This is a genomic window from Arcobacter sp. CECT 8989 (assembly GCF_004116715.1).
GTDB lineage: Bacteria > Campylobacterota > Campylobacteria > Campylobacterales > Arcobacteraceae > Halarcobacter.
The window spans coordinates 1-25,742 of sequence record NZ_PDKE01000017.1 but is presented as its reverse complement, the minus strand read 5'-3'; the positions used below and the strand labels follow the sequence as shown (position 1 = coordinate 25,742).

Sequence of the window (25,742 nt, the reverse complement as noted above, 5' to 3'; positions counted from 1 at the left end):
AAATACATTAATTAACATAGAGGAAGGTTTATGCCCCAAACTGATTTATTTGAATTAGATACAAAGCTTGATGAAGAAAGAACAAAAAGTAAAAAGTTTGAAGTAAAATTTACAAAGTTTAAAAGTAAATCTGCATTAAATAAAACCATTACTGAAGATGGTAAAAAGTATTCTAATGCATATTTTTCAAATGGAAATTTCTCTACTATAAAAATTAAAAACCTCCTAGAATTAAAAAAGAGTTTACTTAAATTAACAAAATATGAAGCAATTGGATTAGGTGTACATAAAGATAAATTAAAAGGTGAAATCACACCAAAATCAAGAAGTAAAGAACTTGCAAGAAGTAAAGAAAACTTCAAATGGAATGATGAATTTAACCTTGTTATGCTTGATTATGATTACTTTGAAGGTATTACTGAAATAAATACCGCTCAAGAGTATAAAACAGTACTTGAAGAGATTGAACCCTCATTAAAAAATACTCAAATGATGATATCAAAATCAACCTCATCACTAGTAGTAAATAAACAAACAAAAGAAACACTTTATAAAAAAGGTGGATATCACTGTTACTTAATTATAAAAGGTAGTGTTGAAAGATTTAAAGAACTACTTTGGCGAAGTTGTTGGGTAAAAGGACATGGAGCTGTTAAATATGCAGCTGATGGAAGTATATTATTACGAACTATTTTCGATGCTGCAGTTTTATCTCCAGAAAGATTAGTATTTGAAGCAATTCCTAATATTGAAGGTAATAATCTTGCTATCTTACCTAGAGATATCAAAGTCTTTAATCCTAAAGGCACATACTTAAATGTTGATGATATGGAATCTAACATTGGTGAAGGTCTTAGAATTGAAGCTGAAGCTAAACATGAGGCTAAATCTACTTCTTTAAAACTAAAAGAGCTTTATGTTCAAAAACACGCAAAAGAATTATCTAAATCTACTAATATTTCTTATGAAATAGCTAAAAAAATCATTGAAGCAAAAACAGGAAGTTCTGGAGTAATCTATGAAGATGATTTAATATATTTTCCAAATGGTGAATCTATACTTGCAAGAGATTTAACTATTGAGCATGATGGACAATATATTCTTGACCCTGTTGAACCAGATGAAGCTAATGCTGTTGTTAATATTAGTTTCAATGGTACTAAGACTGTTCACTCTTTTTTACATGGTGGTAAAACATTTGAAATAATTCCTGCTGATTTAGATATTAAGTTACCTATTAGCAAAGAAGCAAAAGAAATAGCTCAAAGTTTCTTGAAAGATGTATGGAATGGTCTTTTTGAATATGGTTACTCTGAAAAAATGTATGAGAACTGGGAAACTATGTTCCAATCTTATATTGAAGCATCAAAACCAAACTTTAACACAATGCATATTATTAGTGTATCAGCAGGTGCAGCAAAAACAACATCATTAGCTCACTATATAAAAACTATGTTAGTTAAGACAAAAGGAAAATTCACTTCTTTAGTAGTAGTTAACACTATTCAAAATGGTATTGATTTTAAAAACTTTCTAAATGAACTTATTGACAAGGATGATAAGGATAATTTACTTCCTAGACCTAAAATTATGTTTGCAAAGGATAAAGAAGTTTTAGAAGATGAAGAAGGTAATAAAATAGAGTATACAAGTGATGTAAATCATAAAACTTGTAATCAAGCAGAAATCTTAATCATTACTCATGCTAGATTAAGAAAAGCAGTTATCTCTGGACAAACTGAACACTTAATGACTCATAACTCTCAAGAAAGTTTATTAGCTGAAAATAGAGATTTATTTGCAGTGGATGAAGCTATTGACTTTGAAGAAAAAGCACTTATTAAACAAGCTCAATCATATCTTGTTATTGGTGCATTGCAAAGTTTAAAAACATTCTATAAACAAAATGAAATGAAAGAAAAACTTTCAAAATTAATTGCTGTAATCACTAAATTTACAGACTTTTGCGAAAGAGCTACTGAAGAACAAAATAAAACAAAGATTCACAACTCTCAAAATGTATTTGGTGAAGGAACTGATCTTGATATATGTTTTGATAGAGAATTCATTGATGTAATATGTGAAAATGCTCAAATTACTAATGTTAATTTAGAAAGCTACTTTGTGGACCTATCAATTTTAGTAAGGTCTAATTTCTTCCATATAGATTCAGGAGGAGAAGGAATTGTAATTAGTTCTAATGTTGATAGAATTCCTTCTTCAAAAGGATTTGTAGTATTAGATGCATCAGCTGCTATTAATCATGAATATATGCATTACATTAATAAACAAAAAGCACAAAGATTAAGAGTTCACCTGGATGCAAAGAGATATGATGAAGTAACTATATATGCATCTGAAGAAAATGAAGGTGTTGGAAAAGTTGATGTTCCAGGATATATGATTAAACCAGACACTGCAAAAAACTCTAAAGCAAAGATTGACAAAGACAAAGTAAATGAAATAGAGAACTTTAAAAAGTTCATTCAAGAAGAGATATTAAGTAAAACTACTAAAGAAGATAAAATATTAATTATTGCAAATAAATCTTTAGATGAGTACTTCAGAACTCATCTTATTTTAGATAGAACTTTTTATTGTGAGCATTGGGGTAATTTAACAGGTCGTAATGACTTAAAGAAGTGCAATAAAGTATTTTGCCTTACCCTACCCTACAAACCTAATCATTTCTATTATTCTAAAGCTTATAAGCATAATAAAGTTGAAGATTTAAGAGAAGTGTATAAGTTTAGAGTATCTTTACTTTTAGATGAGGTTTATCAAGCTTTATTAAGAGCTAATTTGAGAACAAATGACCCTATTACAAAAAATGCTCCTAAATGTGATATTTATATTAGAACTTCTGTAAAAAGAAATCTAGCAGGTGATTGTCAGAAGATTATCAATACCTTAGAAAAAATGCTTATTGGTGCTAAAATTAGTAGATGGTCATTTGCAAACAATGAAAATAATGAACAATACTCTAAACTTCCAGATGCAGCTTATGAAATGAGGGATGTTCTTATTGAGTGGTCAAATTCTAATCCTCATGATTCTGTTTTAGAGTACTCTACTTTAAGTAAAATGAGAAATGATGTATTTGATACAGGTGGTCGTAAAATTAGAAGATATAAGAGTACTTATTTAGCTGAGAATGTAACTATTGTTGATTGGTTAGAATCTCAAACTAATTTAAAATTTTTAGGTGGAAATGAATCTAAATCTTATTTAGAAGAACATTTTGACATTAAATTTAAAGGTAAAGGTGTAACTTGTTTTTGTAGAGTTAATTAATTAACCTACAAGAACTAAGTAATATCCTTATAGACTAAATGTCTAACAACTGATATTTAAGTTCTAATTTATTTAGAAAAAAAGAAAAACTCTTTATATATTAGACATTATGACCGACAACTCTTTTTTAAGTAATTTATAAGAGATAACAAAAAAATCAATAAATTTTAAACAAGTAAAAAAAACTTAATATATAAGGCTTAATGTCTGACAACTTGAGTTTAAGTTAACTTTTATTTTACATGAATCAAAAGAAACTAATATGAATTATAAACTTTTAAAAAAGAGTTCAATAAGTAATCTCTTTAGACTTAGTGTCTGACAACTATACTTTAAAGTTAATTTAAGTTATAAGCATGAAATTTAACAATGCTCTATTAGGCTTAATGTCTGACAACTTGAGTTTAAGCTAACATTTATTTTTCATATATTCTTATAGTTTTACTAGTATAGAGTTTATGTCCAACAACTTGAATTTAAGTATTTTATAAAATAAAAAAAATAAGCATTTCTTTTTCTTTTAAATTCAGAAAAAACTAAGATTACTACTAAGATGTCCTTAGAATAACATATGTTATAATTTTTTGAGAAGGATTAAATTGAAATTATATGTAGTAAACCCTATAACAAATAAAAAAGAGTATTTAAATACTGTTGCAAATACAAAAAAAGATTTAATAAAAATTTATGATTCAAAAGAGATAAAAATACATGATCATTTATTTAGTATAGAAGATGTTAAAGCAGAAATAAATTCAGAAACAACAGCACCATCTATGGTAATAGGAGGAGCAATCGGATTATTTGGAGGAGTTGTAGGAGTTATAGCAGGAGGGCTTATAGGAGGACTATTAGGAAATAATAGTGATGCTAAAGACAAACAAGCTGTACAAAGATTTAATGAAAGTACAATAAATGAATAAGAAAGTAGTTTTTGCAGCATTAGTTCTAATAAGTCTAATCATTTATTATGTTAATTATGAAGATGAAGTAAAAGACTATATAAAGGTCTTATTAGAAAGTCCTTATTTAATTTTTACATATAACAGTTTGATAGGAATTGTGTTTCTTTTACATGCATTATTTGTAAAGAATAATGACTCTTTTGATTTTAAAGTTTTAAATGCAGATATACCAATAATAGATGCAGCATTAAATTTCACTACATATGGAGCAGTTGGTTCTACAGCTTTATCTCTTTTAAAAGGACTGTATTTACAAAATGTATTTAATATAACCTATTTTAAGTATTTTCAAACATATGATTTAAGTGTAATGTTTATAGTTTGTTTATTTTTGTTGTGGTTCTCATTAACAAGAGTTTATAAAGCAGCTGTAGAGGTATTATTTTATACAACAAAATAAATTCAATCTTTATTTAAAAATTGCACAAAGGTTTTCTATGGAAAGAAAAAAAGTTTTAGAAATGTATGATAAGTATAAAGATGAAAATGAAGATTATTCAAATGAGTCAAAGATATTATATCTAAAGTTTCTATTATCATTAAATACAAATATTTATGATATTTATTTAGAATTAATGAATATATATTTTCAAGAAGAAAATTTTAAAGAAGGTTCAATAATTATTGAAAAAGCATATAAGAAGATTTTAAATGATGAATTTAATAATGTTTTACCTTTAACTCTTAATTATCAAGAACTATATAATAGAAGTATATTTAGAGTATTTTATAATTATGCAGATATATTATGGATTTTAGATAAAAAGAATGAAGCACTTAGTTTATTTAAAAAATTGATAGAAATGCATCCAAATGATAATATAGGTGCAAGATATGCAATTTGTGGAATTTTAGAGGGATATGCTTCTTCTAATCATATCTGGAATGAATATAATCAAAATATTGATAATTGGTTTAGAGAGAATATAGTTAAATATACAAAAAAAGAAGAATATGTTTTTTTACAGGAGTATGTTAATGTAAATGCATATGAGTTTTTTAAAAGTTGATGATATTTTAGTAGATGTAAATAATACAGATTCAACAATAAAAGGTTATGGTATTGGAAAAATTGAAAAAATAAATGAAGAATTCTTTTATGTTAGATTTCCAACTAAAAAATTACTTGTCATATATAATCAATTTCTATTCAGACATGATACTGCAGGATTAAAGGGTAGTAGGAGAGCATATACATTAAAAGAATTTTTAAAGAACTGGAATTGTAAGTATTTTGATGAAAGTTATTTGGATAAAAATTTATTAGAAGAAGTTTTAAAATATAATAAATAATTTATATTTTTTTAAATTAAAATATATGTTTTATAAAGTTAAGTTGAGAGATAAAAAAGACTTATTATCTCTTTTATCTTAATATAGAAGAAATTTTTTTATCAAGATTATTAAGTGAAACACTATCTATCTTGTCTCTTGTATTTGCTGCTAATTCAAAAAGTTTACTTGGTTTAGTATTATAGATGTCTTTTAGTTCTTCTGCGTCATAAATATCAAACCTGTATGATTTAGAGTGTGCAGTTCCCTCTTGTGAGTCAATGAAGTCAATAAATTCCTTTGAGTTTGAAAAATATAAAGTTTCCTCTGGTTTGCTAGTATGAAAATAAAATTTTTTTGCAACTATTTCAATTTTTGCAAGAGCTCTTTTAAGCTCATTATTTAGATATTCTTTTTGTTTATCATTCATATTTGTATCTTTTAACTTTGCTTCAAGGACTTTTGAATATTTAACACTTGTTTTAAAATCTAAATAGTTGTTCATATTGGCATAAAAATTTTTGTCTGTCATTTTTCCTTTCTGGATTTTATTGAGAAGTTTTTTTTCTGTATCACTTCTATGTTGTTCCTCAATATTTATAGCAACTACTGCTACTCTTCCATCAAATATTAATTCAGAAGCATATTTTTCACTAATACTTGAATAAAGATTAAACTGATGATTTTGTTTTGAACCTTCCTCTAGGGCATCCATTAGTTTTTTATGTTTTTGATCTATTTTAGGGTCCTTATAGCTTTTGCTAAACTTGATATGGTTTTTTGTGTTGTAATATATATTTTTTGATGAGGTCATACTATTCCTTTTTTTATAATATCTTATGTGTTAAGTATTAACCAAAGCTTAATTAACTTTAAATTTTAAAAGAAAATACAAGTTGATAATGAAAACACTTTATCTTTCTCTAAATAGTATTTAAAATGGTTAAAAAGCTACGATTTATCGTACTTTTGGAATTGTTTTCTAAGGAGTGTCGGAATGTTGGGCTTCTAGTGTTCGCCCCTGTGAACACTATATTTTAAAATTAAAAAGAAGTTTAGTGAAGTATTTAAATATTAGTTGAAATTGTTAGTTTTTAACTTTTTAAATGTTTTGAGTTTATTGATTCTCTTTAATTATTATGTGAACTTCTTCATTGTGTTTCCTTACCTCCTCTCCTAATTTGTCAAAGAAATCTTTAGGGTGTTTATATAATTCTTGATTATTTGTTAGTATTAACTCTTCAGTTGTAGTAAGGGTTCTAATCATATTTTTTAATTTGCCATCTTCTCCAAATTTTCTTACGATAATAAAAGAGCCAAATTGTATAATACTTTCTTCCTCTTTCGTAGATTCTAATAATTGTGAAATTGCAGAAGCTAAATTTACATCTAATTCTACTTGAGATTTATTAACTGTTTTATTTTCTATATGTCTCTCTATTTTTTTTACTTTATCTTTTACTTCTTTATGGGTAACTAAATCTTTGGTTACTGCCATTATGCGTTTAAATATAGAACCTCTTTTTTCAATGTCTAAATCAACATATAAATTTAGTTCTTTAAAGATTTTATCAAATGTATCTATTATTACCTTTCTATGGTTTCCGTTAGAAAAATAGAGTATTATATTAATACCTCTTAAGCATTTTTTATTTTTATGTATAGGGCTTGTTTCTAAAATTCCATAAAGCATAGCTTCTCTTAATGCACTCTCTTCCAACAACGCATTATATTCAGACACTAAATCATCATACCTTTTCATAGCTTCCCAGCAGTTACTACTAGATTTTTTACGATTCCACATTAAATCACCTTTTGGTCCTTGCATAGACCTTCTTGAAAATGTTTCAATATGAATTTCAGTTCGAGTTATTGGCATAGTACTATCCTTGAGTTTATATAGTATTGTAATAAAATATGAATTAATTTTAATAATTATTAAGTTTATGGTATAAAATCTAATTTTAAATAATTCTAAATTATTTAGATTCAATATTGACAAATTAATATTTTTCCTGCATCACCTGTAAAGAAGTTAGGAACATTTTCAATTAATACTGCAGGGAAATTAAACTGATCTATAATTCTTAATGCATCATATACCATATCAATAGATGTACTTCCATCTTCAATGGCCATTTCTTTTAAACTATTTGCTTTAGCATTTGAAAATTCTTCACACTGTAGAGAAAAGTGTGCAACAGTATGTATTGAATTCTTTGTAAAAGCTGCAATTTTATTAATATCAATACTCATAATATCTTCATTAATAAGATAGTTAACCTCAACATTAGCAAGTACATTTAAAGCACCAGTTTCAGTTAAATTAGTATTATCTTTTTTCTTGAGGTCTATATTCAAGACAAGTCTCAATTGAAAAACCTTTTCTTACTAAACTTACTGCATCTACTCCAGAACTACAAGCAAGAAAAGTATTAAATTTGTTTTTTGAAGATTTAAATTGTTTTGTAGCTTTATTTTTTCTATTGCTAATAGGAGTAATTACTATTTCACCATATGAGAATAGAATATGTACATTTTCAGTATCTTCAGGAAATGCATCATTTATTAGTCTTTGACTTCTTATATCTAAAAGAGTTTCTATAGGGTTGTTTTTTCTACTCTTATACTGTCTTGTATATACCTTCTTCTTTATCTACTAAAGAAATTCTAATACCTTTACCTTTTGATATTAATTCTTCTTTAACTCTTGAGTCTGCTTCAAATCCAAAAAGAGGCAACCAATTAGTTGATACTACAAGTTTTCTTCCACTTGAACAGTTTTGTAGTTTTAATTTTTTTGTTGCGTTAGATGGTTTATAAAAAGTTAAGTTCTTGCACATGGTATATAATCCTTTAAAAATTGTAAGCTTAATATATCAATTATAATATGTTTGTCAATAATAATATTTATTAAGATTGATAAATTATGAAAAGTGATATATAATTTCGATATGTTTTTACTAAAAGGTAAGTAATGACAAGAGTTTCAAGAGTATTTATTACTAAACATCCACATGGAGAACACTTAAATTATGAAGTACTTGCTTCTAAATGGTATTTACAAAAAGATACTACTAAAGCATTAAGAACTGTAAAAGCAAGTGAAAGATTATAAAAGAAAAGATGAAAATGAATTTCATTTTGAGTTTATTGGGGTAAAGATTGAGAAGTTTAATAAAGGTTCTGCATTTAATAAACATAATGAAAATATCTATGTGAATTATAGTTTTGGGAAAAGAGATTCTACGTTTAGATTAAGAGCAGTAAGAAGACTTGCTAGGTACTTACGATATTATGTAGCAAATGCACAAAGCTATTTTAAGGGCTTTTGAAATGCTTTTTGTATAAAAATATAGTATTTTAAAAATTAAAGTTTTGGTCTTTGGTTGATTTTGTGCATATAATCAAAAAATGCTTCAATAGTTTCAAAGTCATTCATAGACTTAGTTAAAGGTTTAGTAAGCTCATACACTTCTAGTTTTAGATTATTCTTATCACAATATGATTGTAATTTATTTCTAAATCTTTTTGAATCAGTACTATTAGGAACTTCAAGTTCCCAACATTTAAAATCATAGTTATACTTCCACCAGTTCTTAAAATCTTTTCTAGTAGGTTTTATAGCTTTAATCTCTTCTTTTAAATAAAAAGTATGCCCAGTAATATAGTAAGTAACCATATTAGTATAACCTATCTTGAATCATCTTGTGGTTCACAATCACTTACTTTAGCTTCAAAAGGTTTATCATAGCCATTATCTAAAACTAAAATATCTTCTTTAACTTCAAGTACTTCACATGGCATACTACCTAGCTCTTCATCATTAAAGTAAATTCTACTACCTATTTTAAAATTATAGGCTATACTCTTTTTATTTTCCATTTGATTCCTTTATTTAGTGCATTCATCTAAGAACTGCTTTTTATAGGTTTCATTGTTTAACATAGAAGAAAGCTTTATGCACTCTTTTTTGATAATAGCTTTATCATTTGTTTTAATACTTCTTTTAGCTAACTTCCCTAGATTAATTGCAGTATTAATTAAATCATCTTCAAGAATTTTATTTTGAATTACATCAGCAGATTTTACTTCAAGATTAGCATTTAGGTTTATAGAAGACAATAAAAGTATATTTAATAAAAGTAGTTTTGTTTTCAAAAAAATCCTTTTGATTTATTTTAACAAAAAATAATATATATTTATATAATAAGTAAGTAAAAGTTATTTAGTTTTTCCTAGGATTATTATTACATATAAGTCTTTTTATGGAGTCTTTAGAAGTTTTAGAACTACTTTTATCTTTTACAATTAAAAGTTCATCTCCTTCATCTAAATTATAATCATCGTATAGCTTATCTAATACAAGATTTACAGCTTCATCAGTGATATTTATTTCGCTATCTAAGAAACCATCTTCTGTATAAGTACAAAGGCTTATAGTGCCTTTGCCTTTATTATATTCTAAGGTTTGGGTGTTAGGCATTGTTTTTAAGCTCACAAATAAATAAAAGTTCTTTATGGTTATCTATTTTAGACTTACCAGTAGAGAAAGGTTGATGTTCCATTTCTCTTATAGTTAAATTGCCTTTATTGTTCATAACTCTAATTATATCTTCTTCTTTCATTCTTGCATTAGACCTATCATTTCCTTTATCCCCCATATTAAAATAAGATAAAATAAAATATTTTGCTTTTACATTGGATAATAATTCATCAAATGTATCAATGGCATTTTTACTACAATATTTAGAGTTTTTTTCTTTTCTATTTTTCATTTTTGAAGCTTTGCCCTCAACCTCAGGTTTTTCCCATCTAGCTAAGTTTTCAACTAAGTGATAAAGAGAAGAGTATTGTCTTGAATTGTATGGAGGGTCTGCATAAACTATATCTACAGAATGCTCTATTTCATTATCAAATAATATATTACTGTCAGTATTATAAATCTCATTAGCTTTGTTTTTATCATGAAAAATATCTAAATGCTTTAAGAAAAATTCATCTTTAAATTCGGCATTTTCTCTGTATGCGTCATAGTGACCACAAGTATTTGCAATTTTATCAGAAGCATAAATTAAAGAAGTAATTAATATAGCTCTTTCCCTGAAATTTATTTCATCTTTTTTATAAGATTTTTCAATTGACTCTCTAATTGTCCCTATCTTTTTTGCCGTTGAATTTGAAAAAAATTTATCTCCAAAACATTTTGAAAAATAGTTTTCTCTTCCTTTAATACTATTGAATTCACTAATAATTGAATCTATTTTATTAAAATCAAAACTTTCATCAGATAGAAAAGCATAGTTAGATATATAATTAGAATATAATAAATCATTTGTTATGGTTTTTACATTACTTTTATTAAAATAGTTACCTACAACACCAGTCCCTGAAAATATATCAACAAAACTAGAGTACTCTCCAATCTCATTATCAATCGTTTTAGAAATAAATTCTAAAAGTTTTGTTTTTGACCCCATATATCTTCTATTATGAATAGAAAACTTATCAAATGGAGTTTTTTTTAATTCATCAGTACTATCGTGTATTAGCTTTTCAACTGTTTTACTATAAGATGCAAAATTATTTTTTTGCATATTTGTATCTAAATGTTTTAAATACAAATCATCAATTGTGATTTTAAGTTCATTTTTCATGATGAATTATATCAAAGTGCAACTTAATTAGTTCATTTTATGTTGCATAAAAGGAGAAAATATATGAACTATTCTTATTTTGGAAATACAACATTAAGACCCAAAACATTATTATATAATATTGAAGAACAATTATTTTTATTTGAAAAACTATTTTATGAAGCACATGAAGGTGAAGAATGGAGTGGTTCAAATACAATTCTTCAAGAGAAATATTACTATATGCTAATTGATAGTGGTTTATTGAAGACAAAAACAAGTATTAAACTTGGAACAAAAGATGCTAGAGCTAAATCTTCTCCATTAGAAAATATGAACTTAATAAAAAGGAATCAAAAAGTAATTACTCCTTTAGGAAGAGAACTATTATCAATGCTAAGGAACAAAGATTATTTAAAATTTAATAACTTTTTGCAAATTGATTTAGTTTCTTTATTTTTTTTAAAAGCTTTTTTTTCTTATTCAAAGTCAGACAATAATATTAGATTTAATGATTTTACACATTATCTATTATATTTTATTAGTAATGGTGGAAGTTTGACTACTAAACAATTTTTACTGCTTCCACTTTATAAAAAATTTACATTAACTTTAAAAAGAGAATTTTCTAATGGAGATTTAAATTATCATGATTTTATAAAACAAATTATAAACTCTGACCTTCTTTTCAATACAAAAAGAACTCAATTTATACATAATTATTCTCATCGCAATTTTGATGAATGTGTAAGCTTGTTAAAATCATCAAATGGTGGTAATTCAGGTATTGTAGCTTTTGAGTTATTAAATATTCTGCATAGATTAAAAACAGGAACTCATACTCTTTTAGATATAGAAAAACTATTTAAAAATAGAATAAATAGCACTGATAACAAAATAAAAACTCAATATATGAAATATATACTTCCTAACAATCTTAGATATAAAAATGAAGAAAGTTTAGAACCAATTTTAAATTATTTTAATCAATCTGATGAAATGACTTTTCTTGAATGTTTTTTTGAATTTATTGAAATAAGTAGATGTAAAAATAATCTAAAAGACTATGCCGATTTAAATAAAAGATATTTATCTTTAACTGGTATATTTGAGTTTAATGCTGATGGTGCTTCTATTATTGAAACAATGTCTATGATATTAAAAACATTTTATATGCGTAGAATTAATATGTATTTCAAAAGATTCTTAAGCATTAATGAAAATTCTCTTAACTTTTTATTTGATAATCCACGAATAATTGAACTACTTTCTCAATATGGACTAAGTAATAATACTAATGAATTAAAAGATTATAAATACAAGCAAAGTAAATTAAAGCTTGAAAAATTAATACAAGAAAATTTTTCAAAAGAAAAAATTGCAAATGAAATATTACCATTATTCAATACTAGACAAGACAAAAAAATAAAAAATCTAGTGACTGATAGTGCAACTGTTCCTACCATATATGAATATGTTATTGCATTAGCTTGGTATTATATTGATAATAAAAATATTGACTTCATATTAAATGCAGGATTATCATTAGATAATAACATGTTGCCTAAATCTCATGCTGTAGGAGGAAGTTCTGATTTTGAATATGATTATGGTAGCCATAAATTAATGATTGAAGTTACACTAACAGATGGTACAAATCAAAGAAGAGCTGAAATGGAATCGGTATCAAGACATCTTGGGAATATGCTTTTAAAACTTCCTGATGGAGATAAAAGAAAAGAAAGCTACGGTATTTTTATTGCTTCGTATTTAGACAGAAATGTATTAAATGATTTTAGAAGTAGAAGAGTAATCCCTTGGGAGAACTCAAGAGGTGACTATATAAACGGGATGAATATTCTACCACTTAATACAGATGATATTATTGAAATTTTATCTTCTAATGAGATATATACCAATTTAAGAGAAAAATTTATCATGGTTATAAACGATAGAGAAACTAGAGGTTCTCAATGGTACACAAATACCGTAAAACCTCTAATAAATAGGCTTAGTAATTAGTAATTAAAACTTCAATTGTTGAGTTTTTATCTCTATTTTTAGTTTGGTAATTGCAATTACTATATGAGTGATTTAAATAGTTCACTTTATAGTTTTTGCTTTTGCACCAGTCTATTAGTAATTGATTTTTATTACCTTTACTTTCAAGTACATTTGATAAAGCAAATTTAATACCTCTACTAGTTAATGAATCAAGATAGTCTAAAAGTTCTTCTTCTAATTTTTCATTCCACCCACCATTTTCATTATAACTTGCAGTTGTAGCCAAGTATGGTGGGTCAAGATATACAAAAGAATCATCAGGAATTGATACTTTTCTAAAATCGGTTGATTTGAATTCTATGTCAAGATTTTTTAATCTATTTACAAATAGCTCTAAATTTTTCTGCATATTTGAAGTAAAATCTCTCTTGTTAACTGGTAAGTTGAATTTTCCATTTTTATTGAATCTAATTTGATTATTAAATGCGAAGATTACTAAAGTATAGAACATAATTGGATTAGGATTTGAGTTATAATCTTCTCTTAGTCTTAAATAATTCTCTTTATTATAAGAAGCAAGCCCTTCTCTTGAATTAGTATTATATTTTTCATATCCAAATTTTGAAGATTCACTTAAATTATATCTTTTAATAAGGTTACTAATTTCAGTTTTTATTTTTTTGATAGAATTGTTTTTAAAATATTCATAAAGCTCAATTACTTCTTTGTTTATATCATTTGCAACGATTTTATTGGCATTACTGTTTATTGCTACATTACAACCACCTGAGAATAAATCTACAAAAGTATCAATCTTTTTTGGGAAGAAAGGAACAATTTGATTTAATAATTTAAATTTTCCACCAGTATAATTAAGAGGTGATTTTATAAATTCTTTTTGTAGTAAATCTAAATATGAGAATGTATCTACTGAAATATTCATTGTGTTGCCCTTTTTTTATGCTTTTATTATAATGAAAACTTTTTAAAATTTGTAATTATATTACAATTTGAAATATTTTTATTTTTCATCTTTCTTTTTAAAAAGATTTTTTTTCGTTTCTTCACTCAATTTCCGTTTTTGTTCTTCCAATCCAAGTTTCTCAAATAAATGTTCATAAGGAATATCTTTATCTACTAATTCTCCAAGCAAAACTGCAATAATAGCTAAGTTTTTTGGAATCTTACCTTTACTTCTTAGGTTGGTTATTGAATTTGGATTTGTCTTTATAAGATGCCCAAATTCTTTAACACTTAATCCTGATTTTCTAATATTTCTAATTAATTCATCGTAATCCATAAGCATCCTTATTCTTTATAATATATAAAAAAGCCTTAAATCTATATTAATCAATATGTGTTTATCACATAAAATTATTTATCTAATAAATCAAAATATTTGACAATTTTTATTGACAACACATAAAATTATGTGTTATAATTAAGTATAAATAAAACACAAGGAACAAAAAATGGCACAACATTTTCTACTATCAAGTAAAGCAAGAGAGTTATCAATGATAAAAATTCTGATGATGTCTGACATGGAAGCTTTTGAATTATTTAAAAATGTTAGATGGAATGCTACAAATGGTGAACCAGTTTGTCCTTGTTGTGGTTCAGTTAAAAAACATTACTTTTTAAAAACAAGAATGCAGTTTAGATGTAAAGAGTGTTTTCATACATTTTCTGTTACTAGTGGAACTATTTTTGCTAGTCATAAAAAACCTTTAAAAATATATCTTTTAGCAATTGCTTTATTTACTAATGCAGTTAAATCAATTTCAGCTTTACAATTAAGTAGGGACTTAGATGTTCAATATAAAACTGCTTGGGTATTATCCCATAAGATTAGAGAATCATTAATGGATTATAATGAAGATGAAAAGTTTGAAGGAACTTGTGAAATGGATGGTGTTTATGTAGGTCATTATATAAGACCAAAAAATCAAATAGACAAAAGAGTTGATAGAAGAAAAGTTCATAAGCCTAATAAGAGAGTTGTTATCTCTTTAAGACAAAGAGCAGAGCTTAGTGATGAAACCGTAGGAGCAATAAAAACTAAAACTTTCATCTTAAAATCTGAGAACTCTAATGAGATAAAAGAGATAGCTCACAAATATATTAAAGTAGGTTCTTCAATCCATGCTGATGAATCAAATGCTTATGATGATTTAACTGCTCATTATGATATGAATAGAGTTAATCATCAAGTAGAGTATTCAGGAGTATATGGAGAGAACAATAATCAAAGTGAATCATTTAATACAAGGTTTAGAAGAATGCAATATGGTAACTTACATAAGATTGGAAATTTATACTTATCTAACTATGCTAATGAAATTGCATATAGAGAAGATACAAGAAGAAAATCTAATAAAGAGATTTTTGATGATATTTTAGAAAAGTGTTTATCTTCTTTAGTATCTAATGAGTTTTGTGGTTACTGGCAAGGTATATCTTGGCTCATTAATGAGTAAGAATTGTAAACTGCTTTACAATTTTAAAGATATACGACTTTTATTTTTAAACTAAGAGTTTTAATAAAAGGCTGATGTGAACTAGCTTTAGCGTATTGTCGCAAAAGAGCAAAGCAATATAAGACATTGTGAGATAAGTTTCAGAGAGATTTGTCCTCATTCTTGCGGGATTTTGCAAGTGTGGATTCACGATGTTCATGCTCCTTTTAGTCGGGCATGGAGTTTAAATCCTTAATCTTCCAAATAATCACAAGACCTATTTTATTAACCCTTTCAACTAGGTTATCTTTCTCCAAAGTACTTAATGCACTAATAACTGATTTTCTAAAGTTTTTAAGTTCATAATCATTGTCAAAACTAAGAGATTTCTTATTCATAATAATATCACTTAAATCATCAGTTCTTGTAGGTTCATTTTTCTCTTTAAGAGCTTCTAAAATAAGTCTTCTTGCTTCACCAGTTTCAAAATATCTATTTCTTTTATGTTTATTAACAATTTTTGTAGAACCAAATTTAAAATCAGGTTCAAATATTCTTATAGTTGCATCTATAGTAGCTAAATCTTTATCTAAAGATGAAATTAGTTCTTTGTAATGTCTAATTGAGCCAAGAAGCTCACCTCCTTTTTTTGATAGTGCAGATATAACATGAGTGTCAGCCATTTTTTACTCCAATAATTAAGATAAATTACTGAAATTTTAGCCGAAAATCATCCTAAAAGTCTTGTGCATTTGCTACATAATATCGGGTACTTAGAAAGAAAGGACCTTCTTGTTGCTATTCAGGAAGTTATATTCTTAAAAGAGTAGGAGAGAATTGTTATTCGATTTGCCATTCAATGTTAGAGTATAGAACTATCAAAGATAAAGATTTGATAATTAGAAGAAAACAAAGTGCAGCAAAAGCTTCTTTAACAAAAGTGATTAAGAAGTTAAAAGCTATTAGAGAAGAGTATAGAAACTCTTTATTTACTGAAGATTATAAGAGTGATAAAAAATATATTAATGAATTTAAAAAGATTTATGAGAAGGTAGAAAAGATTAGATTATCAGAAAGGTTGATGATATCTGTCATTTCAACATTTAATACTGAGGTAAGTAAAGAAGATGAGCTTAAGATAATTGAATTATTGAGAGCTGATGAATTAAGAAAAGAAGAAAATAAATTTAATGAAGGGGTAAAAGATGCAAGTTAATACAGGAACAATAATTTTTAAAGATACAGATTGTTTAGGAAATGAGAGAAAGATTGAATTATCAATTTTACATGATGCAAAAGTTTATTCAATGAAAGAGCTAATTGAAGCTACAGTTAATAATACTGAAAAAGGTTCATTAGTAAATAGAGTTATTGCTGCAGATATTTCTAGGTTTCAACTGGAGTACAAAAAAGATATTAAGAGAGATAGTATTCAGTTTGATGAGGTAGATAATGATTTATATGAAGTAAATAAAGACAAGGGATATATCTATTTCATTGATTTAGATGCACAAACAATAAAAGTAACATATGAATATAACACAGAATTTGAAATCTTGTATGATGGTAGTATTAATAATTTTGTATAAAATATAGAGTGTTTTATGTAAAATCTTATATTAATAAGATTAAAAATAGAAAATTTGAAGGAGAATGATGTCATTATACATAGGTATTAGACTAGATAGCAAAGAGTCCTTGGAAAAACTAGAAAAAGCATTTAAAGAAATTGGTATTGCGATGCCTCAAGAAAAACTGATGATTCAAAAGAGTATGTAAATGCAATGGGAAATAAAGAAAAATATTTATCAGAACTAAGCAAGTACTCTGATGAAGAAACTTATAAAAAGAAAATAGTATTGAAGGTATTTAATGTTTTTAATATCAAAGTGGACACTCAAGCAAATTATACATATGAAGAGAGAAGTTGTAGATCATTATGCAGATCATAATATCAAACTTCCAGATGAATTTAAACAGTTCTCAATGTCTACTGAACTGAATAATATTAATGTGCTTAAAGATGTAGTCAGTTCTATTAAAGATGAACAAAAAAATATGAGCCAATTTGTAAATGATATATGTACTTCAATTGAGCAGAAGTATCGATTGTTTAATCATATTGATAATAAGAAATGAGGTTTAAATCTGAATATTTAACTTTTCAATTGTATAGGCATATAAAAATCAATATCTAAAACTCCATTTTTCACTAGTTCCTTCGGATTCTTATATTCTACATATGCAGGAAAATTTCTAACTTCATAATCAGAATTTTGTAACCATTTTATGTAAGTTGCGTGCATCATTTTATAAAGTTTATCATGTTTACATTTAAATTGAAATTTTGCAAAACGTCCACTACTTATAGTACATTTTCCCACACGTCCACTTCTAAATGCATTAGATAAGTTTTGAATACAAGCTAAATATCTTGCATTACTATACGGAGTGAATGAAGGATGGTTATGAAATAAACCTATATATCTATGCGGTTTCTCTAACATATCAAATTCATCTGCCCATGCAACCATTTTTTTCCAAGTTTTACTTACATCTTTTTCGTATCCATATACTCTCATATACAATATAGGAATTTTAGCTTCTTTAACTATTTCAGGTGTTCCTACATTTATATTTTCTTTAATTTCAATGATAGAAGCTTCAGAAAAAGATTTATTTTCATAACCGCTTTTTCTCCATTCTTTAGGTGTAAGTCCAAACTTTTTTTTGAATGAAGCAGTAAACCCTGTTGAAGTAGTAAACCCAGTGTCAATTGCTATATTTTTTATCGTTTTATGTTGATTGTATAATAATAAATTTGAGGCTTTCTCTAATCTCGTATTTCTTATATAACTATTTACATTTTCTCCAACTATTTCTTTGAATATTTTATGGAAATGAAAAAGTGAATATCCACTTATTGTTGCTAACTCTTTAACGGTGATATCAGTACTGTAGTTTTGATCTATATAAACTAAAGTTAAATTTATTTGTTCAAAATGAGTTTTATTAGTTCCTAATTTTTTTGCCATAAATACTCCCAATAAAAAATAACAAGATTGATTGATGATTTTAACAAAAAAATGCTATTTTTTTCTTTTTGAAATAAGTATAATTCCAATACTTACATTTATTATTGTAACAATCATTTATGTAAATTATACAAAAAAGGAGATAATAGTGAAGTTAAAAAACATATTAACTAGTTTACTATTGGCAGTTGCGACTTTCGCTTCTGCAAGTAGTGCTTTACAAACGGAAACAGTTGTAACGTTTGATAACATACGACCTGCAAATATAGCAATTTCAAATAAAGGCAGAATGTTTGTTACTGGACATCCAATTGTTGGATCAACTAAAAAAGTCGTTGAAATAAGTGCAGTTGGGAGTAAAAATATTTATCCAAATGTAAAGTATTCTGATTCTTCAGTAAATGATTCTATCATTAAAGCTACTATTGGGATTAGGGTTGATAGTAAAGATAATCTTTGGGTTTTAGATATGGGAGCAAAACAGTTTGTTCTTTGGGATTTAAAAACAAATAAGTTAAATAAAATTATTAAAATTCCTAGTGAAGTCTTGACATCTACATCATTTTTACAAGATTTTGTTCTTGATGAAAAAAGAGGAAGAGCAATTATTGCTGATATGACACAAGCTGATTTAAAAAGTACACCAACTCCAGCTTTTGTTGTAGTTGATATAAACACAGGAAAGGCTACTAGAGTTGCGGAATCTCATTCATCAATGATGCCAGATTTTGAAGGTGGATTTGCGTTAAATCCGATTGCAATTGATCCTTCTTTTGAATGGGTTTATTTTGGGGCATTAAATGGTAAAAAAGTTTATAGAGTTAAAGCATCAAAATTTGATGACGTCAAAACCGTTGCCAAAAATATAGAGTTTTATGCACCCAAATCATTTAGTGATGGGATTAAAGTTGATGAAAATCAAAATGTTTATATTACAGATATTGAAAATCAAGCAATAGGTGTATCAAATAAAAATGGCTATAAAATTATTGCAAGACTTCCAAAAGGCCAAAGTTGGCCAGATGGTTTAGAAATAAAAAATGAATATGTATATGCAGTTGTTAACCAGTTAAATAGAATTCCTGCACTAAACAATGGTAAAGATGATACAAAAGGATCATTTTTGATTGTAAAAACACCATTAGTAAAATAAAGTATATTTTATGTCAAGAAAGTTAATAATAGGTGTAACAGATTTATCTTTTCATCATGTAACAGCATCTTTAGTAACAAATGTACTTAAAGATTTAGGATTTGAGCTAGAAAGAGTTTACTCTTCTCATCAAGAAAATTTTAAAAAATTAAAATCAGGAGAAGTTGATCTATTAACTTCTGCTTGGTTACCTTCAAGTCATGGAATCTATAAAAAAGATACAGAAGAAGAGATGTCTTTAACTGAATTAGGTTTACACTATGAGCCATATGCACTTTGGGGAGTTCCTGATTATATTCCTGAAGAAAAAGTATCTACAGTAAGTGATTTATTAAAACCTGATGTTTTTAAAAATATGACAAAAGATATTCAAGGTATTACTCCAGGAGCTGGAATCACTAGATTTTCTATTAAAATGTTAGAAGAGTATAAATTAAGTAATGCTGGTTATAAATTTCATACAGGGACGGAGGAAAATTGTTTTACAAGATTTGAAGAAGCAGTTAAAAACAAAGAGTGGATTGTTGTTCCATTATGGAAGCCACAATTTTTACATTACAAATATAATATAAGAGAGATAGAAGAGCCTAAAGGACTTCTAGGAATTGTAGATAGAGCAGTAATGCTATTAAGAGATGATAGAAAATCACTTTTTTCAAAAGATGAATTAGAAGCTTTAGATAGATTACGTTTTTCAAATGAAATAATAGCGGAGCTTGATTATAGAGTTTGTAGAGAAAATAAAGATATTGATGTTGCTACAAAAGAGTGGTTAAAAAATAATTGGAAATAAAATAATTGGAAATAAAATAATTGGAAATAAAATAAAAGGAAAAAAATGAAAGCAATAGGATTTAAAACATCGCATGAGATTGACCATGAAGAAAGTTTAATTGAGTTTGAAACAATAAAACCAAAAGCAATAGGTTTTGATATAGTAGTAAAGGTTAATGCTGTATCAGTAAATCCAGCTGATGCAAAAGTTAGAATAAGAACTGCTCTAGATAAAGAGCTTGAAAGTCCTAGAATATTGGGTTATGATGCAGTTGGAATTGTAGAAGAAGTTGGTGAGAAGGTAACTAATTTTAAAACAGGAGATAGGGTTTATTATTCAGGTGATGTTACAAGAAATGGTTCAAATGCACAATTTCAAGCAGTTGACTCACGTATTGTTGCTCTTGCCCCATCTAGTTTAGATGACACACAAGCTGCAGTTCTTCCCTTGACAGCACTTACTGGGTATGAAGCTTTATTTGATAGGTTAAAAATTAATCCAACTAAGAAAAAAACTATACTTATAATAGGTGGAGCAGGAGGTGTTGGTTCTATCACAACACAAATAGCAAAAGAGCTAACAAATTTAACGGTAATTGCTACAGCTTCAAGAGAAGAGACTTCATCTTGGTGTAGAGAGATGGGTGCAGATTATGTTGTAAATCATAGAGATTTAGTAAATTCTGTTAAAGAAATTGGGTTTGATACTGTTGATTATATTTTTAACGTTGCAGATACAAAAGGCCATTGGGATTCAATGGTAGAGTTAATAGCTCCTCAAGGTACAATTTGTTCAATTGTAGAATTTGAAGGTGGTGTTGATTTGAGTAAATTACAAGATAAAGCAGCTGGTTTTGTATGGGAGTTAATGTTTACTAGATCTATGTTTAATACAGAAGATATTGAACAACAACATCATATTTTAACTGATATAGCAAATTTAGTTGATTGTGGAAGAATTAAAACAACATTAATTCAAACGTTAAATGGTTTTAGTGTCAAAACTTTAAAAGAAGCTCATAAAAAAATAGAAACAGGTACTTCAATAGGTAAAATAGCTATTGACTATACAAAATAAAGTAATCATAGGAAAAACAAAAGACTAAATTAACGATCGTTGCAATTATTATTGCAAAAGCAGACAAAGTAGAACTAGTTAAATTAGAGCTTTTGAATATAATTAATATTACAAGAGCAGAAAAAGGATGTGTTAACTATGATTTACATTAAAATAATGAGAATCCTACACAGTTTATAAAGAGTAAATATTAGAAAGTAAAAAAATGAAAGAAAAGTTTTTAGAAGCAATGCAGTTTAGACATGCTTGCAAAGTTTTTGATAAGAATAAAAAAATCTCAGATGAAGATTTTAATTATTTATTAGAAATAGGAAGATTAAGTCCAAGTTCATTTGGTTTTGAACCATGGCAATTTTTAGTAGTTCAAAATAAAAATTTGAGAACAAAACTAAAAGTGTTTACTTGGGGTGGACAAGGTCAACTTCCTACTTGTAGTCATTATGTCATTATTCTATCAAGAAAAAAAGACTCTATGGTTTATAACAGTAATTATATTTCACATATGATGAAAGATGTTCAGAAATTACCACAAAAGATAATAGAGTTAAAAGGTGGGTTTTATGAAAACTTTCAAAAAAATGATTTTAATTTAATAAATGATGATAGAGCTATGTTTGATTGGGCTACAAAGCAAACATATATTGCTTTAGGAAATATGATGACAGCAGCTGCTTATATTGGTATTGATTCATGTCCTATTGAAGGTTTTGAGATGGAAAAAATGACAGATTTCTTAGAAGAGGACTTAAATATTGATACTAAAGAGTTTGGTGTATCTTGTATGCTTGCTTTTGGATATAGAAAAGAGGATTCAAGAGGAAAAGCTAGACAAGATATTAATGATATAGCAAAATGGTATAACTAAGGATAATTTATGTGCAGTACAAAACAAAATAGTAAAGATTTAGCATATGCATTGTTAAGATTAGCAATGGGTGTAAATATGTTTGTTCATGGTATGGTAAGACTACCAAAACTTGAAGGATTTAATACATGGATGGTAGGATATTTTCAAGATACTTTTTTACCTGATTTTTTAGTAAGTCTATTGGCATATACAATTCCATTTGTTGAATTAATTGTTGGGGCTTTACTTATTTTAGGTTTATTTACAAGACAAGCATTATTAGTTGGGGCTTTACTTATTGTGGTTCTATTATTTGGAGCTTGTCTAAAAGAAAATTGGGAATGGGCATCTTTCCAAATGATTTATGCAATTTTCTTTTTTATGCTTTCATATTTTATTGAATTGAATAAAGTTTCAATTGATAAATTAAGAGGAAAATGTGATTGCGAGGAGAATAATTAATGAAAAAGATTTTTGTATCAACTCTTATAATTGCTTCAGCACTATTTGTAAATAGTGCTGAAGTTGTAAAAAATAGTTGCAACTTTTGATGAAAGGCCCACAAATTTAACTGTATCAAGTGATGGTAGAGTATTTGTATCAATTCATCCTTTGATTAACCCAACTACTAAGTTAGTTGAAATAAGTGCAATTGGAAGTAAAAATGTATATACAAATAAAATGTATTCTTCTGGAAAAGACTCAACTATTGCTGTAAAAGCAGATAGTAATTAAATCTCAAAGTTTGTTTATTAATCTTCTTAGTAAATTTTCAAAAGAAAAAGTATTTACTTCAGAAAACCTTTATAAAGTTTTTGAAGTAAATATTGATTTACAAAAAGAAAATGAAAGGTACTATATTAAAAATATTAATCTATAAAACTTTTAATATTTTCAAATGTTGTATTGATGATTTTATTTCTAGCTTCAATAGAAGCCCATGCAATATGAGGAGTAATAACTAATCTATTCTTCTTCTCAATTTTATTTAAAGGATTATTTTCTTTTATTGGCTCATATTCTACGACATCAAGACCACAATATAATATTTTTTCTTCATCAAGTCGTTTTGCTAAATCCTCTTCATTTATAATTCCACCACGTCCAACATTAATTAAGATTGCACCATCTTTTAATAATGATAGATTTGATTTATTTATCAGATTAGCTGTAGCATCATTTAATGGTGAATGAATCGAGATAATATCTGAAGTTTTTAAAAGTTTCTCTATGCTCATTTGATTAAATTTAGAATTAGAGTTTTTCCCAGAAGTTGAATAATAGTTTACATTACATTCAAAAGCTTTTGCAATATTTGCAACTCTTTGCCCAATATTTCCTAAACCAATTATTCCCCAGTTTCTATTTTCAAGTTCATAAAAAGGTTCATCTAAATGGGTAAAAATATCTGATTTTCCCCAACCACCATTTTCAACATAGTTTTTATAATAATCAAGTTTTTGAATGAAGTGTAATGCTAAAGTGATAGTAAGTTGAGCGACAGTTGCTTTTGCATAACCTACAACATTTTTAACTTCGATTCCATTCTTCTTTGCATATTCAATATCAACATTATTTGTCCCTGTTGCAGTAACACAAATTAGTTTTATATCTGAATTATTCATTATCTCTTTCGTAATCACAACCTTATTTGTAATTACAACATCACAATTTTTTATTCTTTCTAAAGTTTCATCTTCACTTGTTGTTTCATAAATTGTTACATTTCCCAATTCATTAAATTTTTCAAGTGAAATATCATTCCCTAATGTTTTTCTATCTAAAAATACAATTTCCATTTTTAATCCTTTATCTATTTCTTTACAGCTTTTTTGTTTGGTAAGTCAGTAATACTTCCATGGAAGATTTCTGCACACATACCAACAGATTCATGTAAAGTTGGGTGAGCATGAATTGTTAATCCAATATCTTCAGCATCACAATCCATTTCAAGAGCTAATGAAATTTCACCAAGTAATTCACCTGCGTTTTCACCAACTAAAGAACCACCTATTAATTGGTGAGTATCTTTATCAAAAATTAGTTTTGTCATACCAGTTTCAGATACATCTGAAGCTAATGCTCTACCAGAAGCAGACCAAGGGAATGATGCAACTTCATAGTTGATTCCAGCTTCTTTTGCTTCAATTTCACTCATACCAGCAGTTGCAATTTCTGGGAATGTATATGCAATACCAGGAATTTGTTTAGGTTCAAAGAATACTTTGTGACCTGCGATAACTTCTGCTGCAACATGACCTTCATGTACTGCTTTATGAGCAAGCATTGGTTGACCAATAATATCACCAATAGCAAAGATATGAGGAACTTTTGTTCTCATTTGATTATCTACAGAGATAAACCCTTTATCATCAACTTCAACACCAGTATTTTCTAATCCTATGTTTAATCCATTTGGAGTTCTACCCATAGCAACTAATACTGCATCATAAGTTTGAGGCTCAGCAGGTGCATTTTCACCTTTAAACTCTACATAGATACCCTCTTGCTTAGGAATAATAGCTTGAGTTTGAGTTTTAAACATAAAGTTAAACTTCTTCTCATTTGCTTTTGTATATACCTTAACGATATCTTTGTCAGTTCCTGTCATAACTTGAGGACCTCTAACAACTACATCAATCTCAGAACCTAATCTTTGATATACTGTAGCCATTTCAAGACCAATAATTCCACCACCCATTACAAGTAGTCTTTTTGGAACTTCTTTTACTTCAAGTGCATTTGTAGAATCCCAAATTCTTGGATCTTCATGAGGAATGAATCCCATTTTAGAAGACTGAGAACCTGCAGCGATAATACAATTATCAAAAGAAACTTTAGTTTGTTCACCCTCTTTATCTGTATGATCAACAATTACAGTATGCTCATCTACAAATTTAGCAACACCTTGAACAACAGTTACTTTTCTCATTTTAGCCATTGCAGATAGACCATCAGTAAGTTTTTTAACAACTCCTGATTTATAAGCTGCTACACCTGGTAAATCAATTTCTGGTTTAGGGAATTTGATACCAGCATGCTCAATATGTGCTGCTTCATCAATAACTTTAGCAACATGAAGTAATGCTTTTGAAGGAATACAACCAACATTTAAACAAACTCCACCTAAAGTTGGGTGTCTTTCTACTAAAACAGTATCTAAACCTAAGTCAGCACATCTAAATGCAGCAGAATATCCACCAGGACCTGCTCCAATTACAAGAA

The 25,742-nt window shown here is 27.1% G+C and carries 34 protein-coding genes; 19 read left to right on the top strand and 15 right to left on the bottom strand.

The annotated features are described in order from the left end of the window. Positions 1 to 30: 30 nt before the first annotated feature. The 5 genes from CRV02_RS13335 (at position 31) to CRV02_RS13315 (ending at position 5,552) form a co-directional block, all read left to right on the top strand. Positions 31 to 3,294 carry a hypothetical protein gene (locus tag CRV02_RS13335; protein ID WP_129090753.1) on the top strand — a complete coding sequence of 1,088 codons (3,264 nt, stop codon included), beginning with the start codon at positions 31 to 33 and terminating at the stop codon, positions 3,292 to 3,294. Positions 3,295 to 3,893: 599 nt separating this feature from the next. Continuing rightward, complete coding sequence (locus tag CRV02_RS13330; protein WP_129090752.1) at positions 3,894 to 4,217, top strand: hypothetical protein; 324 nt, start codon at positions 3,894 to 3,896, stop codon at positions 4,215 to 4,217. Beyond that, positions 4,210 to 4,659 (top strand): hypothetical protein, encoded by a 450-nt coding sequence (locus CRV02_RS13325; protein WP_129090751.1) that lies wholly within the window; start codon positions 4,210 to 4,212, stop codon positions 4,657 to 4,659. Before CRV02_RS13330 ends, CRV02_RS13325 begins: the two co-directional genes overlap by 8 nt. A 37-nt stretch (positions 4,660 to 4,696) precedes the next feature. Continuing rightward, the gene (locus tag CRV02_RS13320) at positions 4,697 to 5,269 is read left to right on the top strand and encodes a hypothetical protein (protein WP_129090750.1); all 573 of its coding nucleotides are present in this window, start codon (positions 4,697 to 4,699) and stop codon (positions 5,267 to 5,269) included. Beyond that, positions 5,250 to 5,552, top strand: a complete 303-nt coding sequence (locus tag CRV02_RS13315) for a hypothetical protein (protein WP_129090749.1) — start codon at positions 5,250 to 5,252, stop codon at positions 5,550 to 5,552. Before CRV02_RS13320 ends, CRV02_RS13315 begins: the two co-directional genes overlap by 20 nt. 73 nt (positions 5,553 to 5,625) lie before the next feature. Here CRV02_RS13315 and CRV02_RS13310 read toward each other — a convergent pair whose 3' ends face one another. The 4 genes from CRV02_RS13310 to CRV02_RS13295 all read right to left on the bottom strand — a co-directional run bounded on the left by CRV02_RS13310 (position 5,626) and on the right by CRV02_RS13295 (position 8,374). After that, complete coding sequence (locus CRV02_RS13310; RefSeq protein ID WP_129090748.1) at positions 5,626 to 6,345, bottom strand: hypothetical protein; 720 nt, start codon at positions 6,343 to 6,345, stop codon at positions 5,626 to 5,628. Between the two features lie 303 nt (positions 6,346 to 6,648). Further along, entirely contained in the window at positions 6,649 to 7,359 is a 711-nt protein-coding gene (locus tag CRV02_RS13305) for a hypothetical protein (RefSeq protein ID WP_129090747.1), read from the bottom strand. 161 nt (positions 7,360 to 7,520) lie between these two features. Further along, positions 7,521 to 7,904 (bottom strand): DNA cytosine methyltransferase, encoded by a 384-nt coding sequence (locus tag CRV02_RS13300; RefSeq protein WP_129090746.1) that lies wholly within the window; start codon positions 7,902 to 7,904, stop codon positions 7,521 to 7,523. Between the two features lie 251 nt (positions 7,905 to 8,155). Beyond that, a complete protein-coding gene (locus CRV02_RS13295) occupies positions 8,156 to 8,374 on the bottom strand; it encodes a hypothetical protein (protein WP_129090745.1) in 219 nt (72 codons plus the stop codon). A gap of 134 nt (positions 8,375 to 8,508) precedes the next feature. On the opposite strand from CRV02_RS13295, the gene CRV02_RS14880 reads away from it, so the two are divergent. Continuing rightward, positions 8,509 to 8,649 carry a hypothetical protein gene (locus CRV02_RS14880; RefSeq protein ID WP_164969010.1) on the top strand — a complete coding sequence of 47 codons (141 nt, stop codon included), beginning with the start codon at positions 8,509 to 8,511 and terminating at the stop codon, positions 8,647 to 8,649. Beyond that, positions 8,636 to 8,866, top strand: a complete 231-nt coding sequence (locus CRV02_RS13290) for a hypothetical protein (protein ID WP_129090744.1) — start codon at positions 8,636 to 8,638, stop codon at positions 8,864 to 8,866. Before CRV02_RS14880 ends, CRV02_RS13290 begins: the two co-directional genes overlap by 14 nt. Before the next feature lie 35 nt (positions 8,867 to 8,901). On the opposite strand, the gene CRV02_RS13285 is transcribed toward CRV02_RS13290, so the two are convergent. The 5 genes from CRV02_RS13285 to CRV02_RS13265 all read right to left on the bottom strand — a co-directional run bounded on the left by CRV02_RS13285 (position 8,902) and on the right by CRV02_RS13265 (position 11,188). Next, on the bottom strand, positions 8,902 to 9,213 hold the full coding sequence (locus CRV02_RS13285) for a hypothetical protein (RefSeq protein WP_129090743.1): 312 nt from the start codon (positions 9,211 to 9,213) through the stop codon (positions 8,902 to 8,904). An 11-nt stretch (positions 9,214 to 9,224) separates the two neighbouring features. Beyond that, positions 9,225 to 9,416, bottom strand: coding sequence for a hypothetical protein (locus tag CRV02_RS13280; RefSeq protein WP_129090742.1), 192 nt, complete (start codon positions 9,414 to 9,416; stop codon positions 9,225 to 9,227). A gap of 9 nt (positions 9,417 to 9,425) precedes the next feature. Next, positions 9,426 to 9,692 (bottom strand): hypothetical protein, encoded by a 267-nt coding sequence (locus CRV02_RS13275; RefSeq protein ID WP_129090741.1) that lies wholly within the window; start codon positions 9,690 to 9,692, stop codon positions 9,426 to 9,428. 67 nt (positions 9,693 to 9,759) lie between these two features. Next, positions 9,760 to 10,032: a hypothetical protein gene (locus tag CRV02_RS13270; protein ID WP_164969009.1), complete on the bottom strand. Its 273-nt coding sequence runs from the start codon at positions 10,030 to 10,032 to the stop codon at positions 9,760 to 9,762. Beyond that, entirely contained in the window at positions 10,010 to 11,188 is a 1,179-nt protein-coding gene (locus CRV02_RS13265) for a DNA adenine methylase (protein ID WP_258239313.1), read from the bottom strand. Before CRV02_RS13265 ends, CRV02_RS13270 begins: the two co-directional genes overlap by 23 nt. Before the next feature lie 63 nt (positions 11,189 to 11,251). On the opposite strand from CRV02_RS13265, the gene CRV02_RS13260 reads away from it, so the two are divergent. Next, complete coding sequence (locus CRV02_RS13260) at positions 11,252 to 13,189, top strand: AlwI family type II restriction endonuclease (RefSeq protein ID WP_164969008.1); 1,938 nt, start codon at positions 11,252 to 11,254, stop codon at positions 13,187 to 13,189. Here CRV02_RS13260 and CRV02_RS13255 read toward each other — a convergent pair. Continuing rightward, positions 13,179 to 14,114 carry a DNA adenine methylase gene (locus tag CRV02_RS13255; protein WP_129090738.1) on the bottom strand — a complete coding sequence of 312 codons (936 nt, stop codon included), beginning with the start codon at positions 14,112 to 14,114 and terminating at the stop codon, positions 13,179 to 13,181. The two genes, CRV02_RS13260 and CRV02_RS13255, sit on opposite strands and share 11 nt — an antisense overlap. Positions 14,115 to 14,192: 78 nt before the next feature. Next, positions 14,193 to 14,471: an XRE family transcriptional regulator gene (locus CRV02_RS13250; protein ID WP_129090737.1), complete on the bottom strand. Its 279-nt coding sequence runs from the start codon at positions 14,469 to 14,471 to the stop codon at positions 14,193 to 14,195. Positions 14,472 to 14,643: 172 nt separating this feature from the next. On the opposite strand from CRV02_RS13250, the gene CRV02_RS13245 reads away from it, so the two are divergent. Continuing rightward, positions 14,644 to 15,651: an IS1595 family transposase gene (locus CRV02_RS13245; protein WP_129090736.1), complete on the top strand. Its 1,008-nt coding sequence runs from the start codon at positions 14,644 to 14,646 to the stop codon at positions 15,649 to 15,651. Between the two features lie 206 nt (positions 15,652 to 15,857). On the opposite strand, the gene CRV02_RS13240 is transcribed toward CRV02_RS13245, so the two are convergent. After that, positions 15,858 to 16,313 (bottom strand): hypothetical protein, encoded by a 456-nt coding sequence (locus tag CRV02_RS13240; RefSeq protein ID WP_129090735.1) that lies wholly within the window; start codon positions 16,311 to 16,313, stop codon positions 15,858 to 15,860. Between the two features lie 176 nt (positions 16,314 to 16,489). On the opposite strand from CRV02_RS13240, the gene CRV02_RS13235 reads away from it, so the two are divergent. The 4 genes from CRV02_RS13235 to CRV02_RS13225 all read left to right on the top strand — a co-directional run bounded on the left by CRV02_RS13235 (position 16,490) and on the right by CRV02_RS13225 (position 17,769). Continuing rightward, positions 16,490 to 16,846 carry a hypothetical protein gene (locus CRV02_RS13235; protein ID WP_129090734.1) on the top strand — a complete coding sequence of 119 codons (357 nt, stop codon included), beginning with the start codon at positions 16,490 to 16,492 and terminating at the stop codon, positions 16,844 to 16,846. Then, a complete protein-coding gene (locus CRV02_RS13230; protein ID WP_129090733.1) occupies positions 16,836 to 17,219 on the top strand; it encodes a hypothetical protein in 384 nt (127 codons plus the stop codon). Before CRV02_RS13235 ends, CRV02_RS13230 begins: the two co-directional genes overlap by 11 nt. Positions 17,220 to 17,286: 67 nt before the next feature. Then, positions 17,287 to 17,409, top strand: coding sequence for a hypothetical protein (locus CRV02_RS15070; RefSeq protein WP_258239312.1), 123 nt, complete (start codon positions 17,287 to 17,289; stop codon positions 17,407 to 17,409). Positions 17,410 to 17,502: 93 nt separating this feature from the next. Then, complete coding sequence (locus tag CRV02_RS13225) at positions 17,503 to 17,769, top strand: hypothetical protein (RefSeq protein WP_129090732.1); 267 nt, start codon at positions 17,503 to 17,505, stop codon at positions 17,767 to 17,769. A gap of 17 nt (positions 17,770 to 17,786) precedes the next feature. On the opposite strand, the gene CRV02_RS13220 is transcribed toward CRV02_RS13225, so the two are convergent. Continuing rightward, positions 17,787 to 18,665 carry a GyrI-like domain-containing protein gene (locus CRV02_RS13220; protein WP_129090731.1) on the bottom strand — a complete coding sequence of 293 codons (879 nt, stop codon included), beginning with the start codon at positions 18,663 to 18,665 and terminating at the stop codon, positions 17,787 to 17,789. A gap of 148 nt (positions 18,666 to 18,813) precedes the next feature. Between CRV02_RS13220 and CRV02_RS13215 the strand changes: the two genes are divergently transcribed. The 6 genes from CRV02_RS13215 to CRV02_RS15065 all read left to right on the top strand — a co-directional run bounded on the left by CRV02_RS13215 (position 18,814) and on the right by CRV02_RS15065 (position 23,252). Next, positions 18,814 to 19,818 carry an L-dopachrome tautomerase-related protein gene (locus CRV02_RS13215; RefSeq protein WP_164969007.1) on the top strand — a complete coding sequence of 335 codons (1,005 nt, stop codon included), beginning with the start codon at positions 18,814 to 18,816 and terminating at the stop codon, positions 19,816 to 19,818. A gap of 10 nt (positions 19,819 to 19,828) precedes the next feature. Beyond that, a complete protein-coding gene (locus tag CRV02_RS13210) occupies positions 19,829 to 20,611 on the top strand; it encodes a glycine betaine ABC transporter substrate-binding protein (RefSeq protein WP_129090729.1) in 783 nt (260 codons plus the stop codon). Positions 20,612 to 20,656: 45 nt separating this feature from the next. After that, on the top strand, positions 20,657 to 21,670 hold the full coding sequence (locus tag CRV02_RS13205) for a zinc-binding alcohol dehydrogenase family protein (protein WP_129090728.1): 1,014 nt from the start codon (positions 20,657 to 20,659) through the stop codon (positions 21,668 to 21,670). 205 nt (positions 21,671 to 21,875) lie between these two features. Beyond that, positions 21,876 to 22,535, top strand: a complete 660-nt coding sequence (locus tag CRV02_RS13195; RefSeq protein WP_129090727.1) for an NAD(P)H-dependent oxidoreductase — start codon at positions 21,876 to 21,878, stop codon at positions 22,533 to 22,535. Positions 22,536 to 22,544: 9 nt separating this feature from the next. Beyond that, on the top strand, positions 22,545 to 22,979 hold the full coding sequence (locus CRV02_RS13190; protein WP_129090726.1) for a DoxX family protein: 435 nt from the start codon (positions 22,545 to 22,547) through the stop codon (positions 22,977 to 22,979). A gap of 150 nt (positions 22,980 to 23,129) precedes the next feature. Continuing rightward, positions 23,130 to 23,252 carry a hypothetical protein gene (locus tag CRV02_RS15065; RefSeq protein ID WP_258239311.1) on the top strand — a complete coding sequence of 41 codons (123 nt, stop codon included), beginning with the start codon at positions 23,130 to 23,132 and terminating at the stop codon, positions 23,250 to 23,252. A gap of 134 nt (positions 23,253 to 23,386) precedes the next feature. On the opposite strand, the gene CRV02_RS13185 is transcribed toward CRV02_RS15065, so the two are convergent. Together CRV02_RS13185 and lpdA are read right to left on the bottom strand one after the other, a co-directional pair. After that, complete coding sequence (locus CRV02_RS13185) at positions 23,387 to 24,316, bottom strand: D-2-hydroxyacid dehydrogenase (protein WP_129090725.1); 930 nt, start codon at positions 24,314 to 24,316, stop codon at positions 23,387 to 23,389. Between the two features lie 14 nt (positions 24,317 to 24,330). After that, positions 24,331 to 25,742: dihydrolipoyl dehydrogenase (lpdA, locus tag CRV02_RS13180; protein ID WP_129090724.1), on the bottom strand; the 1,412-nt coding region annotated here is incomplete at its 5' end.